We start from the raw sequence: 15,521 nt of genomic DNA, 5'->3' as shown, positions 1-15,521 counted from the left end.
ATCCTGACAGTATTTTTTCTAAAGATCTAAATTTTCCAAGACTTTATTTTTAAAACCCTGAATATCAGAATCATTAATTTCAATATTTTCTTTCTGAGAAAGCGTTCTTTTTAAAATATCATCTAAAATTTTCAGTTTTTCTTCATAAGCACGGCACCATTTACAGATTTTCAGATGCATGGAAAGCCGCCAGTCTTCCTTTCGGGAGATCGTTTGTGCATTCCTTTTTTCCATCAGCATCGTAGCTTTACTGCATGGCAGGAACAGAATATGAATCAGTTTTCTCAGCATTTTTATGATATGGTTATAAGTTGGCAAACCAGTTGATATCAAGGCATTCCCTCAGCTGCATTCTGCTTCTCTGAAGGATCTTCCACAGATTAGTCGTGGAAATTTCCAATTCCTGACTCACTTCCGGTGCTTTTTTTTCCTGAAGATAATACATTTTCAGCGGAATCTTCCATCTGGAGGGCAAATCTTCAATACAGTCCTCCAGGGTTTTATTAAAATCTTTATTGTCTAAAAGTTCCGGTTCTTTCTCGGAAATATTCCAGTCGTTTAAAACACCGTCGTTTTTCCAGGAACCTGTTTCATCAAAAAAATGATCCAGCCTGATTTCCGGCTCCGATTTATATTTTTTGCGGTAAAAATCAGCAGCTTTTCTGTTTAAAATACCCGTAAGCCATGTTAACGGCTGGCTTTTTCCTTCAAAAGAATCATAGGACGAAAATGCGGCTAAAAATACGTCCTGCACTACATCCTCCGCATCAATTTTATCTGAAAGTAAATAAACCGCTTTTCTCAGCAATGGTGCGGAATATTGTTCTATCCAATTTTTGATTGTTTCATTTTTTGTCATATTGAATCCTAATTAACCTTAAAAATCAACACATCTTTACATGTTTAATTGCACAGAAAAACACTATCGAAATAATAGTGTATAAAAGTGTAAAAGCAAGTGATACATAACCTAAAAATCTTTTTTCCAATTTCAGACTCCAGATTGTTAAAAACCAGGTTGAAATAAGTATCGGAACTGAAAGATAAATAACACCACTAATTAAAATAGCTCCTGTTGAATCTGAAAAGTCTTCAATAAAAATCATCAAAAGCAAAACTAAAATAGGATATCCTATTATAATACTTATTGCCCATTGAGCCAGTTTATGTGCTTTTGTTTTCAAGATTAAAAAATTTTCAGAAAGTTAAATAATTTTTTCAACTTTTTGCTTTTTTAAATATGAGATTGCTTTGTTAATTCGTTTCTCGTAATCAATGTGTAAACTTTTCTTATTACGGAAATCCGTAATAATTTACGCTTTCCCGTAAAAAAAAAACTTAAATTTGCATCTTATCAAAAATCTGATAGTTTTAAAAGCAAAGCAATACTATGACATCACAAGAGATACGTCAAAAATTTTTAGATTATTTTAAAAGTAAAGACCACCTTATCGTTCCTTCAGCTCCTATTGTGCTGAAAGACGATCCTACCCTTATGTTTTCCAACTCCGGAATGACGCAGTTTAAGGATTTTTTCTTAGGTTACAAAACACCTACCGCTCCAAGAATTGCCGATACACAGAAATGTCTGAGAGTTTCCGGAAAACACAATGATCTGGATGATGTAGGTAGAGATACTTACCATCACACCATGTTTGAAATGTTAGGAAACTGGTCTTTCGGCGATTATTTTAAAAAAGATGCTATTGCTTTTGCCTGGGAATTGCTGACTGAAGTATTCGGAATTCCAAAAGAAAACTTATATGTTACTATTTTCGAAGGTGATGCTTCCGAGAATCTTGAAAGAGATCAGGATGCTTATGATTTCTGGAAATCACACATTTCAGAAGACAGAATTATCAATGGAAACAAAAAAGATAATTTCTGGGAAATGGGAGAAAGCGGACCTTGCGGACCTTGTTCTGAAATCCACGTTGATCTGAGAACTCCGGAAGAAAAAGCTAAAGTTTCCGGACTTGAACTGGTCAACAACGACCACCCGCAAGTGGTGGAAGTATGGAACCTGGTTTTCATGGAATTTAACAGAAAAGCAGACAAATCCCTGGAAAAACTTCCTGCACAGCACGTGGATACCGGAATGGGCTTTGAACGTCTTTGCATGGCGCTTCAGGGTAAATCTTCCAACTATGATACCGATGTTTTCACACCGCTTATCGCAAAAGTGGAAGAACTTTCAGGTAAAAAATATACCGGAATTTTAGAAGACGAAAAAGATATTGCCATCCGTGTTGTGGTAGACCACATCAGAGCCGTTGCTTTTGCTATTGCAGACGGGCAGCTTCCTTCAAACGGTGGAGCTGGTTATGTGATCAGAAGAATTTTAAGAAGAGGAATTTCCTATTCTTACAGATTCTTAGGTATGAAAGAACCTTTCCTTTATAAGCTTGTAGCTGTACTTCAGGAACAAATGGGACCTTTCTTCCCGGAAATTGAAAAACAGGGTAAACTGGTTGCTGAAGTAATTAAAAGTGAGGAAGATTCATTCCTGAAAACTATTGAAAACGGACTGATCAGAGTTGAAAAATTAATTCAGCAGACCATTGCAGACAACTCAAAAGTATTGCCTAGCGAAGAGGTTTTTGAATTGTACGATACTTACGGTTTCCCGGATGATTTAACAAGAATTATTGCGGAAGAAAAAGGCTTAACCATTGATGAAGAAGGTTTTAAAGCGGAAATGGAAAAGCAGAAGCTACGTTCAAAAGCTGATTCTGCCCAGAAAGTTTACGATTGGGTAACATTGGAGGAAAGAGCTGAAAACTTCGTAGGTTACGACCAGATTGAAGCTGATACCTATATTACAAGATACAGAAAAGTAGAAAATAAAGACGGGGAATTTTACCAGGTGGTATTAAGCAACTCTCCTTTCTATCCTGAAGGCGGAGGCCAGATCGGAGATAAAGGAGTTCTGGAAAATGCTGTTGAAAGCTTTGAAGTTTTAGAAACTAAAAAAGAAAACGGACTGATTATTTCTTTAATCAACGGCCTTCCTAAAGATGCCGGAGCTGTTTTCTATGCTAAAGTTGATGCAGCTGACAGAAAAAACTCACAGGCTAATCACTCTGTAACCCACCTTTTACATGAGGCTTTAAGAGAAGTTCTGGGAACTCACGTTGAACAGAAAGGTTCTTACGTTGGTCCGGATTATCTACGTTTTGACTTCTCTCATTTCAATAAAATGACTGAGGAGGAATTGGCTTTAGTGGAGGAAAAAGTAAACCAGAAAATTAAAGAAAGTATTGCATTACAGGAGTTCAGAAACATTCCGATTCAGGAGGCTCTGGATAGAGGGGCGATGGCTTTATTCGGTGAAAAATATGGTGATAATGTTAGAATGATCCAGTTCGGAAGCTCCAAGGAACTTTGCGGAGGGACCCACGTAAAAAATACCATCGAAATCGGTCACTTCAAGATTGTTTCCGAAAGTTCTGCAGCGGCTGGAATCAGAAGAATTGAAGCTATTTCCGGAGATAAATCTGAGGAATATTTCAAAAATTTAGAAAACCAGATTACTGAACTTTCCCAATTGCTGAAATCCAAAGACGTTGTAAGATCTATTGAAAAACTGATCGAAGAAAATGCTTCATTAAAAGCTGAAGTTGAAGGATTCAAAAAAGAAAAAGCAAAAGGCGAAATCGGAGACTGGAAAAATGCTTATGAACAAAAAGGAAACAAACAGTTACTGGTAAAGAAAACCTCTCTGGATGCAGGTTCCGTTAAAGACATTGTATTCCAGCTGAAAAGAGAAATCCCGAACTCAGTAACCATTATTCTTTCTGATGCAGACGGAAAACCTATGATCACAGTAGGAGTTTCTGATGATTTAGCTTCAGATTACCAAGCCGGAACCATCGTAAAAGATCTTGCAAAAGAGATCCAGGGCGGCGGCGGTGGAAATCCGGGTTTTGCAACAGCCGGCGGTAAAAACCTTGACGGGCTGGAAAATGCTTACCAGAAAGCCTTAACTATCTAGAATTAATATTCTTTAATATAATAAACATTAAACTCCCGGGATCTCCGGGAGTTTTTTTCTATATTTTCTCTATCAAAAGTTTAGATTAAATCAATGTATTAACAAATCATAAAAACTTTCTTTAAACAAGAAATATTATTACTTTTGATCTAGTTTTTGCATGAAAAGGTTTTTAGTTTTATTGTTTTTGCTGATGTATTTCTTTGGTTATTCCCAATCAAAGATCAGGGTTATTGACGAAACTGACCGAAAACCTATATCCAATGCCAAAATATCCTGTGACGGAAAAGTCTTAGGCTTTACAGATATCCAGGGCAGCCTGGAATTTAAGTCATCCTGCAGAACCATTGAAATTCAGGCAGAAAAATATCAGAAAGAAACAGCAGCTGTAGAAGCAGATATGGAGATTTCAATGCTGAAAAAAGTTTTAAAAACTACAGATATTGAAACGGTAGTCATTGAAGACCGCAGTGACCCGAGAGCTTTGGAGATCCTTAAAAAGGTCAACAAGATGTTCCGGGAAAATTCACCGAAAAGCTTAGACTCCTATTCCTTCAAATCTTACGAAAAGGTTTCTATGGATATAGATCAGGACAGCATTACCCAGTTTAATAAGTTTTTCAACGACTCCAATTTCTTTAAGAAAAAAAGGGAAAAAGATTCATTGGATGATATTTCCGCAAAACAGATCTTTTCAAAAAGCAAGCTCTTCCTGTGGGAAAGGGCTCAGGAATTTTTATATTCCAAACAGTACGGTGAAAAGATCAATATTCTGGACAACAGGATTTCCGGTCTTAAGCAGCCCATCTATGAAATGATTGCCATGCAGCAGAGCAACAGAGATAAAGTTCCCAATCAGATCAAGCAGGAAAACAGAGGCCTTTACCGTTTTTTCCTTTCGGATACCATTGAGGTAAACGGAAGAAAAACCTTTGTGATCCGCTTCCGTGAAGTGAATTACAAAAAGCCGGACAAAAGAAGGAAATACAACGGAGCCATCTATGTGGATACGGAAACCTACGGCATTCAGAAAATTGAAAACTTCAGCAAGAACAAAAACGACGGTATCATTACAAGTACCTGGGTTTTTTATAACAATAAATGGTTTCTGGCACAGGAAAAAGTAAAGCTCAGAATGAGCCGGGTGGCAATGGAAGAGGATGAAAAGGAGAAAACGAAGGAGCACCATGAAAAAAAGGACAAAACCAGTTTCGGGACCTATGCTTTCCTCACCTCCACCTATTTTGATTTCAAATCGCCCATTGAGCAAAACCGCAATGATTTCAAAGGCTACACTTTCTCCGTAAAAAATGCAGACGGACACCTTTTAGATCAATACAGGACTGATCCTCTGACGGAACGGGAAAGTAATACATACACTACGATAGACAGCCTCGGCAAAAAGTATGATATTGACAGTAAAGCAAAAGTACTGACAGGACTTATCAACGGACAGATCCGCATGGGAATCGTAGATTTTGCAGTGGATGAAATTGTGAATTATAACTTATATGAAGGTTTCAGGCTAGGCTTAAAGGCAAAACTGAATGAAACTTTCAACCCTTATTTCTCGCCGGATTATTATTTCGCGTATGGCTTCAAGGATGATAAATGGAAATACGGAATTGGCCTTGATATAAAAACCTCTCTTGACAAAAATTCATTTTTCAGGGCTGAATATTATAATGATGTAACAGCATCAGGCGAATTTTACAGAAGACTCTGGAATTTCAAGATGAGAATGATGAATTATGGAAATAACCTTAATAATGATAAATATTATCATTTCCGGGGCGCTTCCCTCTCCTATCTGAATGATATAACAAACGGACTGACCCTGGTTTTTGCAGCAAAAAGAAATATTGAAGAAGCTAAATTTGATTATGTGTTCAGGGGAAGAAGCGGTGAATTTGATAATTTCAATACTTTATTTACCCTGAAATACTCCCCGAATTCTACCAATATCATGACTCCACAGGGAAAATCCATCATTGATCAGAAATACCCTGAACTGTATTTCAACTATGAGCAGAGTTACAAGATTTTAGGCGGAGATTTCAATTATACCCGTTTTGATGCATTATTTGTACACAATTTTAAAACAATGTTCGGCACTACCGGATTCAGGCTTTACGGTGGAATGGTAATCGGGGAAGCTCCGATCTGGAAACACTTTACCATGAACGGATTGGCATCTCCGAAAAAAGATTTCAATTTCAACCTTACTTCATACCTCGGTTTTGCAACACTGGAAGGCGGAAAGTATTACAATGACAGATTTGTTGCCTATTATTTTACCCATAAACTTCCTTTGTATTTCAAAAGTTTCGGGCAGAATATTTCCAGCTTTGATTTTGTGCTGAGAGGAACCATCGGAGATATGAAACATCCTGAATATCATGAATTCAAATTCAGAAAGCTGGATCATCTTTATCAGGAAATAGGCCTTGAATGGAATAATTTTTTATCAAGCTACTTCAATTTGGGCTTGTTTTACAGGGTCGGATACTATACTACTCCCAATTTCAAACAAAATTTTGCCATCCAGTTTAAGTTGAAACTGCTGGAATTTTAACCAATAACATAAATACATAAAAAACGAAACATGCAGCGAATCGAAATAAAAGCGGAACAGTTTTTTGAATTATTAAAATTAAAAGATACTTCAATGTGGGAAATTTTCTCCCAGATGATTGACGGTAATGAAAAGGAAATTATATTCCTGGATAATGAAGATAAAATCCTTTTCAACTATATCCTGCCTTCAGAACAGGCAAAACTAGAGGAAGACAGAAAAGAGTTTTCCAAACAGTTCTCTGATAAATTGGCTAACTTCAATTAAAAACCTGATGAACAAGAATTATATTTTTTCCTTAATAGGATTGCTCATGTTCAGCTTCGGACATGCACAGAATTATAAAAAACCTCTGGTATCAGCCATTAAAGAAACGGATCTGAGAAAAGATATGTATGAATTGGCCGCAGATCAGTTTTGGGGCCGTGAAGCAGGAACTCTGGACGAATTAAAAGTTTCCATGTGGCTTGCCGACAAAGCAAAAGAAGCCGGAATGAAACCTGCCGGTGACAACGGTACATTTTTCCAGTTTTTTGATATGTACAGACATCAGGTGACACCTCAAAGCAGCCTGAAAATTGGCAACAGCAGTCTTAAACTGTGGAAAGATTTCCTGGTAGCAGAACCTGTCAATTCTTCCATTGATTCTGAAATTGTCTACGCAGGAAATACCGAGCCCGAAGAGCTTTCCAAACTGAATATCAAAGGAAAAGTTCTTACAGTTAATGCATCTGACAAAAATATTGACCAGGAAATGACGCTTTTTGTGAGAAGATATCCGGGATTCGTAAGGACAAAATATTACAGCAAAGCTTATGAATTGGGAGCAAAAGCAATTATTTTTATCACTGACGATATTTCTGAAAACAGCTGGGTGGAAGTTCTTCCCCAAATGACCAGAGGAACCTATGGTGTTGAAGGCCTGAGAGAAAAGATTACGGACAACATTCCCGTATTATGGATCAAAAGAGAAAATGCCGGCTGGGTAAAGAACAATCCTAAAATTTTTCTGAACCTGATGACAGAAACCTACAAATATCCATCCGTGAATATCATCGGAAAAATTGAAGGTACAGATCCTGCGCTTAAAGAAGAATACGTTTTACTCAGCGGACATCAGGACCACGACGGAATAAGGCATCCTGTAAAAAATGACACGATCTACAACGGTGCCGATGATAACGCCAGTACATGTGTTGCTTTGCTTGCCATGGCCAGAGCCTATAAAAAGCAGCCCGGAAAAAGAAGCATCCTGTTTGTTTTTCATGGAGCTGAGGAAAGGGGGTTGCTGGGCTCAAGATGGCATGCCGCACATCCTGTTGTTCCGAAAGAAAAAATTGTAGCAGTACTGAACGGTGATATGATCGGCAGAAATGATAACAATGAAGCCGCCCTTCTTGGAGGAAATGCTCCGCATAAAAACTCTGAAGAGCTTGTAAAAATGGCCGAAGATGCTAATAATGAAAGTACGAAATTCAAATATTTAAAAGACTGGGATTCCCCTAATCATGCAGAGTATTTCTATTTTAGAAGCGACCATCTTCCATATGCCAAAGCCGGAATTCCTGCGGTGTTTTTTACCAGCGTACTGCATGATCAGTACCATACACCACAGGATGAATCTGAAAACATCAATTATAAAAAGCTCTATAAAATGACGGAATGGATGTACAGAACATCGTGGAAAGTAGCCAATGAGGCTGAACGTCCGAAGGTTATTCCGAATTTTACGCTTGAGAGATAACTAAAAGCTTCGGCGGCCCGAATGGGCCGCCGAAGCTTTTCCCGCCATTGCGAGGAGCATAGCAAAGAATTTATTTGTTCTTTTGTCTTGAAACAAAAGAATCAAAAATTCAAGACTGGGAAACTTTCGCTAAAAATAAATCCTGTTCTCTAAAAATTCTAAAACTTGCGCGGCAGCACTGTATGTTTAGGATCAAAAGTTGTCCCGCGCTTCGGACAGTAGAATTTTCTTAACGTTCACAGGGTTTATTTTCTTAACGCTCCATTTTCCTATGTCGGTTTGTAACAGTTATAGATACCAATTTTTCATTAAAAATCTGCAAAATCTGCAAAATTTGCAAAATATGCGAGATATATAATATTGTTCTTTTGTCTTGAAACAAAAGAACCAAAAATTCAAGACCGGGAAACTTTCGCTAAAAATAAATCCTGTTCTCTAAAAATTCTAAAACTTGCGCGGCAGCAATGTATGTTTAGAATCAAAAGTTGTCCCGCGCTTCGGACACTAGAATTTTCTTAACGTTCACAGGATTCATTTTATTAACGCTCCATTTTCCAATGTCGGTTTGTAACAGTTATAGATACCCATTTTTTATTAAAAATCTGCAAAATTTGCAAAATATGCGAGATATATAATATTGTTCTTTTGTCTTGAAACAAAAGAATCAAAAATTCAAGACTGGGAAACTTCCGCTAAAAATAAATCATGTTCTCTAAAAATTCTAAAACTTGCGCAGAAACACTGTATGTTTAGGATCAAAAGCTGTCCCACGCTTCAGTAGAATTTTCTTAACGTTCACAGGGTTTATTTTCTTAACGCTCCATTTTCCTATGTCGATTCTCTAATCGTTACAAAAATCAATTACCTATAAAATATTTCTAGGTGAACAGATTCATCAGAGACGGATCATTATTCAGATAGGTAACGAAAAAATCATATTTCTTCATATTATTAATCAGCGGATCAAAATCCTGATTCTGTTTCAGAACAATGCCTACGACAGCTATTCCCTTTTCTTTTGAATTTTTTTGGGTGTATTCAAAAGTGGTAATATCATCATTAGGTCCCAAGACATTCAGAACAAAATTCTTCAGAGCTCCCGGGCGTTGGGCAAATCTTACCAGAAAATAATGTTTTAAACCTGCATACAGAAGAGCTTTTTCTTTGATCTCCTCCATACGTGTAATATCATTATTGCTTCCACTGATGATGCATACCACATTTTTACCCTTGATCTCATTCCTGTATTTTTCAAGCACAGCTACAGAAAGAGCTCCGGCAGGTTCTACCACAATGGCATCTTTATTATAGAGTGAAAGAATGGTTTCGCATACCTTACCTTCATCCGCCAGAGCCATATCATGCAGTACATTTTTGCAAAGCTCAAAATTAAGATTCCCGACCTTTTGTACAGCAGCTCCATCCACAAAACGGCTGATGTTTTCAAGAAGCACCGGTTTTCCTTTTTCCAGTGCTTTTTTCATGCTTGCTGCTGCGGAAGGCTCCACTCCTATAATTTTCGTCTGCGGAGACAATTCCCTGAATACCGTACAAACACCAGCCGCCAGACCTCCACCACCTATCGGGACAAAAAGATAATCAACAGGCTCATCCGACTGTTCGAGAATTTCCAGTGCTGCTGTAGCCTGGCCGTCAATAATATCCTGATCATCAAAAGGATGAATGAATACTCCCTGATGATCCTTACAAAACTTCACTGCTGCATCTTTCGCTTCATCAAAAGTATCCCCGTAAAGAATAATATCTATATAGTCACCCCCAAACATTTTCACCTGTTCCAGTTTTTGTCCCGGTGTGGGTAAAGGCATAAAAACGGTTCCTTTCACTTTCATGGTATTACAGGCAAAAGCAACTCCCTGGGCATGATTTCCTGCGCTGGCACAGACTACACCTTTCGCAAGGCTTTCAGAGGACATCACAGCCATTTTGTTGTAAGCTCCCCTGATTTTATAGGATCTTACACGCTGCAGATCTTCGCGTTTAAAGCTTATTCTGGCATCATAGAGATCGGAAAGATTATTATTTACGGCCAAAGGTGTTCTTACAATGACGCTTTTAAGTCTTTCAGCAGCCTTATAGATATTAGTTAAAACTGAAGGATACGTTTGCTTCATCGTTCATTTTGTTTTTAATTATTTTCAGGCCTTAGACTGCGGACGGTTTTGCCTGCTCTCCACATTTCACTTTCTCTGAGCTCTGTCAGCTCCACTTCAAGCTTTTCCCGGTAGTCCGGCTTACTGTTGCTGTCAATGGACCGTTGAGCCTCATTTCCTTTAGCTACACTATCATACAGTTCCTCAAACAAAGGAGAGGTAGCGTCTCTGAAACGTTTCCACCAGTCTAATGCTCCTCTTTGGGCTGTGGTACTGCAATTGGCGTACATCCAGTCCATTCCGTTTTCTGCTACCAACGGCATTAAGGATTGTGTTAATTCCTCTACTGTTTCATTAAACGCTTCGGAGGGGCTATGCCCGTTTTTTCTCAGCACATCATACTGGGCCGCAAATATTCCCTGTACAGCTCCCATCAATGTTCCTCTTTCTCCTGCAAGATCGCTGAATACTTCTTTTTTAAAGTCCGTTTCAAATAAATACCCGCTCCCTATGGCTATTCCCAAAGCAGTTACTCTTTCTCTTGCTTTTCCAGTTGCATCCTGATACACGGCGAAACTGCTGTTCAGTCCGCGGTTCTGAAGGAACATTCTCCTTAAGGAAGTGCCTGATCCTTTAGGCGCTACCAGGAAAACATCAACATCAGCGGGAGGAATAATCCCTGTACGCTCATTAAAAGTTATTCCAAAACCATGGGAAAAGTATAATGCTTTTCCGGGAGTAAGGTATTTTTTTATTTTGGGCCAGTATTCAATCTGGGCTGCATCACTCAAAAGGTAGCAGATAATGGTTCCTTTCTGAAGGGCTTCTTCTATTTCAAACAGGGTTTCTCCGGGTACAAATCCGTCTGCTACTGCCTTATCCCAGGATTTTGAGTTCTTTCTCTGTCCGACAATCACATTGATTCCGTTGTCTTTCTGGTTGAGTGCCTGCCCTGGTCCCTGCACTCCATATCCTACCACTGCTACAATCTCACCCTTCAATACTTCCTGTGCTTTCTCCAATGGAAATTCCTGTCTTGTCACTACGTTTTCTTCTACTCCTCCGAAATTCAATTTTGCCATTTCTTAAAATTTTTATTTGTTGTCAATTATTATTTTTTTGATTGTATTTCTGATCAGCTGGCATGTACTACCACTGTCAGATATGGATTTTTATGATAGTGAACTTCCAGAACATCTACCTGTTTTTCTATTTGCCTGGTGATTTTCTGTACAGATTCTTCCGTTTCTCTGATAACGATCACAAATTTTTTCACTTTCTCCATCTCGGAAGGCCCTGCATTGAAATTCACAATGGGAACTCTTCTCCTTGAAAAAATAGCATTGATCCTGCCGATAAGTCCTAAATAATCTTCCGTATAAGCAGTGATGGTATATTCTCTGTTTTCTGATTTCATTTCTTTCCTATTTTATATTTTAAACTTGATCCTTATATATTATTTTGCCTTAATCTATTTTTCTCATTTACCACAGATTTCACTGATTTTCACAGATATTTATGGTATACTTTATTGAAGTTGTTAAAATTATGTGCAATCCACTGTGCAAATCAGTGAAACCTGTGGTAAAAAAATTCTACACATACTTCCGAAATAAAAGACTGATTTTATTTTAAAATGTAAGTTTCCATATGAACTTAAACCTTATTATGATTCAGTACAATTTCGGAAACACTTTTCCCTTGTGGAATCATGGGGAAAACATTGTGTTCTTTTCCTGTCATTACTTCGAGAAGGAAAGCTCCTTTATGATGAAGCATTTCACTGAGACCTATTTCCAATTCTTCCCTCTGAGTTACCTTTCTTCCCGGAATATTATATCCTTTGGCAACCTGTACAAAATCAGGACTCTGGATATCCACCGATGAATATCTTTCTTCGTGAAACAGCTCCTGCCACTGTCTTACCATTCCCAGATAGCAGTTATTGAGAATCAAGATCTTAACATCCGGCTGATACTGCATCAATGTTCCCAATTCCTGAATATTCATCTGGGCGCCTCCATCTCCCATTACCGCAATGACCGGACGTCTGGTTCCTGCATAAGCGGCTCCTATAGCAGCAGGCAGGCAAAATCCCATGGTTCCCAATCCTCCGCTGGTAATATTGCTTCTGGAATGTTTAAAATCTGAATACCTGCAAGCCGCCATCTGATGCTGTCCTACATCCGTTACAATAACTGCTTCTCCTTTTGTCATTTCGTTAAGGTGCCGGATTACTTCTCCCATGGTAATTTCTCCTTCTGAAGGATATAATTCAAGGCTAATCAGCTTATGATGTTCAATTTTGTAACAATCTTTAAATTTTTGATGCCAGTCTGTATGTTCTCTTGGCTCTATCAGATCAGTAAGGAGCGGTAATGTTTCTTTACAATTTCCAAGAACCGGAACATCAGCTTTTACATTTTTATTGATCTCTGCTTTGTCAATATCAAGGTGAATGATACCAGCCTGTTTTGCATACTGATCAAGTCTTCCGGTTACACGGTCATCAAAGCGCATTCCTACGGCAATCAGGACATCACATTCATTGGTGAGGATATTGGGACCGTAATTTCCATGCATTCCTACCATTCCAACGGCCTGAGGATGATCTGTTGGAATGGCGCTCATTCCCAGAACAGTCCATGCAACAGGAATTCCCGATTTTTCAGCAAACTGTAGAAATTCCTTTTCTGCCTTTCCTAACATAATTCCCTGCCCTGCAATTATGAATGGTTTTTCCGCCTTATTGATCAGAGTGGCTGCTTTTTCAATATTTTTCATATCGGGAACAGGATCCGGCCTGTAACTTCTTAAAGAATCGCAAGGTGTATACCCTTTATCCGAAACCTTTTGCAGCTGGGCATTTTTCGTTACATCTATCAGTACCGGGCCAGGTCTTCCCGATCTTGCGATATAGAATGCCTTTGCCAATACTTCAGGAAGTTCTTCGGCATCGGTTACCTGGTAATTCCATTTGGTAACTGGACTGGTAACGTTCATCACATCTATTTCCTGAAATGCATCTGTGCCCAAAAGATGTTCAAAAACCTGCCCCGTGATGCATACAACCGGAGTATTATCCAATAATGCATCTGCTAATCCAGTTACCAGATTGGTGGCACCGGGGCCGCTGGTAGCCAATACCACCCCTACTTCTCCGGAGGCTCTTGCCAGTCCCTGTGCGGCATGGACCGCTCCCTGCTCGTGGCGGACCAGAATATGTTCCAACTTATCTTTATAATCGTAAAGGGCATCATAAATGGGGATAATGGCCCCTCCCGGATATCCGAATATGGTTTTTACCCCTTCCTGAAGAAATGCTTCAAGGATGATCCGGCTGCCGCTTATTTCTGTTTCTGTGGATACATTTAGATTCTTCATTATATTTTTATTGAGTGATTTCGTCTGTTACACAACCTTCTGCCGCTGATGATACGGTGAGTGCGTATTTGTATAGCAGTCCTTTTTTAACTTTAAGTTCAGGTTTTTGCCATCCTTTTTTTCTCTGTTCTATTTCTTCTTCGGACACTTTTAACTGGATGATGTTGTTTACTGCATCTATTTCAATAAGATCATCATCGTTCACAAAAGCGATCAGGCCGCCTTCGTGGGCTTCGGGAGTAATGTGTCCTACCACAAAACCGTGAGTCCCTCCGCTGAAGCGTCCATCGGTAATTAAAGCTACGCTTCCGCCCAGGCCTGCCCCGATCAGTGCGCTGGTGGGTTTCAGCATTTCGGGCATTCCGGGTGCTCCTTTAGGTCCTTCATGGCGGATTACAATTACGTCTCCGTGCTGAACCCTTCCGTTTTCAATGCCTTTGATGAGATCTTTTTCTCCGTCAAATACTTTGGCTTTTCCTGAAAATTTTTCTCCTTCTTTTCCGGTAATCTTTGCTACACTTCCTTTTTCTGCTAGATTTCCATAGAGTATTCTTAAATGTCCTGTTTCTTTGATAGGATTTGATAAAGGTCTGATGATCTTCTGTTTTGCAAAATCCAGACTGGGAACATTTTCAAGGTTTTCAGCGATAGTTTTTCCGGTAACTGTTAAACAGTCGCCATGCAGTAAACCTTCTTCCAACAGGTATTTCATTACAGCAGGTGTTCCCCCGTGCTCGTGAAGATCCTGCATCAGATATTTCCCGCTTGGCTTAAGATCTGCCAATACGGGCGTGCAGTCACTCATTTTCTGGAAATCATCCTGAGTTACAGAAACACCAACGCTTTTTGCCATTGCTATAAAGTGAAGAACCGCATTGGTGCTTCCTCCTAGAATAACGATCAGGCGAAGGGCATTTTCAAAGGCCTTTCTGGTCATAATGTCTGAAGGTTTGATATCTTTTTCCAGCAATATTTTGATATATTTTCCCGCTTCAAGGCACTCTTTTTGTTTTTCTTTGCTCAATGCCGGATTTGATGATGAATACGGAAGACTCATTCCTAATGCTTCAATGGCTGAAGACATGGTGTTCGCAGTGTACATTCCTCCGCATGCCCCTGCCCCGGGACAGGAATTTTTAATAACCCCATTAAAATCTTCTTCTGAAATTTCTCCGGCAATCTTTTTTCCCAAAGCTTCAAAAGCTGAAACGATATTAAGTGGCTCATTCTTGTAACATCCCGGAGCTATGGTTCCTCCGTATACCATGATGGATGGCCTGTTCAGTCTTCCCATAGCAATGATGGTTCCCGGCATATTCTTGTCACACCCCGGTAATGCAATGATTCCGTCATAGTATTGAGCTCCACAGATTGCTTCTATACTGTCTGCAATAACGTCACGGCTTACCAGTGAGTAACGCATGCCATCTGTACCATTACTCATCCCATCGCTTACACCTATTGTATTGAAAATCAATCCTGCGAGTCCGTGATCCCAGGTTCCTTTTTTTACGAATTTTGCAAGATCATTAAGGTGCATATTGCAGGTATTTCCATCGTAGCCCATACTGGCAATTCCGATTTGGGCTTTCTGCATATCTTCATCTGTAAAGCCTATTCCGTAAAGCATTGCTTTTGCGGCGGGCTGTTCTCTGTTTTGTGTAAATGTTTTTGAATATTTGTTTAACATACTATCCTGCATTTGCTGTT

The 15,521-nt window shown here is 39.1% G+C and carries 12 protein-coding genes; 4 read left to right on the top strand and 8 right to left on the bottom strand.

What is annotated here, in order from left to right:
- Positions 1-18: 18 nt before the first annotated feature.
- From HNP36_RS01795 to HNP36_RS01785, 3 genes are read right to left on the bottom strand one after another with little or no spacing between them, the layout of a single operon-like run.
- Entirely contained in the window at positions 19-291 is a 273-nt protein-coding gene (locus tag HNP36_RS01795) for a hypothetical protein (RefSeq protein WP_184161170.1), read from the bottom strand.
- Between the two features lie 13 nt (positions 292-304).
- Positions 305-859: a sigma-70 family RNA polymerase sigma factor gene (locus tag HNP36_RS01790; protein WP_184161173.1), complete on the bottom strand. Its 555-nt coding sequence runs from the start codon at positions 857-859 to the stop codon at positions 305-307.
- 25 nt (positions 860-884) lie between these two features.
- The gene (locus HNP36_RS01785; protein ID WP_184161176.1) at positions 885-1,184 is read right to left on the bottom strand and encodes a hypothetical protein; all 300 of its coding nucleotides are present in this window, start codon (positions 1,182-1,184) and stop codon (positions 885-887) included.
- Between the two features lie 206 nt (positions 1,185-1,390).
- Between HNP36_RS01785 and alaS the strand changes: the two genes are divergently transcribed.
- The 4 genes from alaS (at position 1,391) to HNP36_RS01765 (ending at position 8,313) form a co-directional block, all read left to right on the top strand.
- The gene (alaS, locus tag HNP36_RS01780; RefSeq protein WP_184161179.1) at positions 1,391-3,994 is read left to right on the top strand and encodes an alanine--tRNA ligase; all 2,604 of its coding nucleotides are present in this window, start codon (positions 1,391-1,393) and stop codon (positions 3,992-3,994) included.
- 160 nt (positions 3,995-4,154) lie between these two features.
- Positions 4,155-6,569: a hypothetical protein gene (locus tag HNP36_RS01775; protein WP_184161182.1), complete on the top strand. Its 2,415-nt coding sequence runs from the start codon at positions 4,155-4,157 to the stop codon at positions 6,567-6,569.
- Between the two features lie 30 nt (positions 6,570-6,599).
- Positions 6,600-6,836: a hypothetical protein gene (locus tag HNP36_RS01770; protein WP_184161185.1), complete on the top strand. Its 237-nt coding sequence runs from the start codon at positions 6,600-6,602 to the stop codon at positions 6,834-6,836.
- A 7-nt stretch (positions 6,837-6,843) separates the two neighbouring features.
- Positions 6,844-8,313 carry a M20/M25/M40 family metallo-hydrolase gene (locus HNP36_RS01765; RefSeq protein WP_184161188.1) on the top strand — a complete coding sequence of 490 codons (1,470 nt, stop codon included), beginning with the start codon at positions 6,844-6,846 and terminating at the stop codon, positions 8,311-8,313.
- 878 nt (positions 8,314-9,191) lie between these two features.
- Here HNP36_RS01765 and ilvA read toward each other — a convergent pair.
- The 5 genes from ilvA to ilvD all read right to left on the bottom strand — a co-directional run bounded on the left by ilvA (position 9,192) and on the right by ilvD (position 15,501).
- A complete protein-coding gene (ilvA, locus tag HNP36_RS01760; protein WP_184161192.1) occupies positions 9,192-10,448 on the bottom strand; it encodes a threonine ammonia-lyase IlvA in 1,257 nt (418 codons plus the stop codon).
- A gap of 14 nt (positions 10,449-10,462) precedes the next feature.
- Positions 10,463-11,509: a ketol-acid reductoisomerase gene (gene ilvC / locus HNP36_RS01755; RefSeq protein WP_184161194.1), complete on the bottom strand. Its 1,047-nt coding sequence runs from the start codon at positions 11,507-11,509 to the stop codon at positions 10,463-10,465.
- A 53-nt stretch (positions 11,510-11,562) separates the two neighbouring features.
- Entirely contained in the window at positions 11,563-11,844 is a 282-nt protein-coding gene (locus HNP36_RS01750; protein WP_184161197.1) for a hypothetical protein, read from the bottom strand.
- Positions 11,845-12,083: 239 nt separating this feature from the next.
- The gene (ilvB, locus tag HNP36_RS01745) at positions 12,084-13,811 is read right to left on the bottom strand and encodes a biosynthetic-type acetolactate synthase large subunit (protein ID WP_184161201.1); all 1,728 of its coding nucleotides are present in this window, start codon (positions 13,809-13,811) and stop codon (positions 12,084-12,086) included.
- Positions 13,812-13,818: 7 nt separating this feature from the next.
- Positions 13,819-15,501: a dihydroxy-acid dehydratase gene (gene ilvD, locus HNP36_RS01740; RefSeq protein WP_184161205.1), complete on the bottom strand. Its 1,683-nt coding sequence runs from the start codon at positions 15,499-15,501 to the stop codon at positions 13,819-13,821.
- Positions 15,502-15,521 lie beyond the last annotated feature (20 nt).

It is taken from the genome of Chryseobacterium shigense, assembly GCF_014207845.1.
GTDB classification, from domain to species: domain Bacteria; phylum Bacteroidota; class Bacteroidia; order Flavobacteriales; family Weeksellaceae; genus Chryseobacterium; species Chryseobacterium shigense_A.
This window is presented reverse-complemented; position numbering and strand designations above follow the sequence as displayed.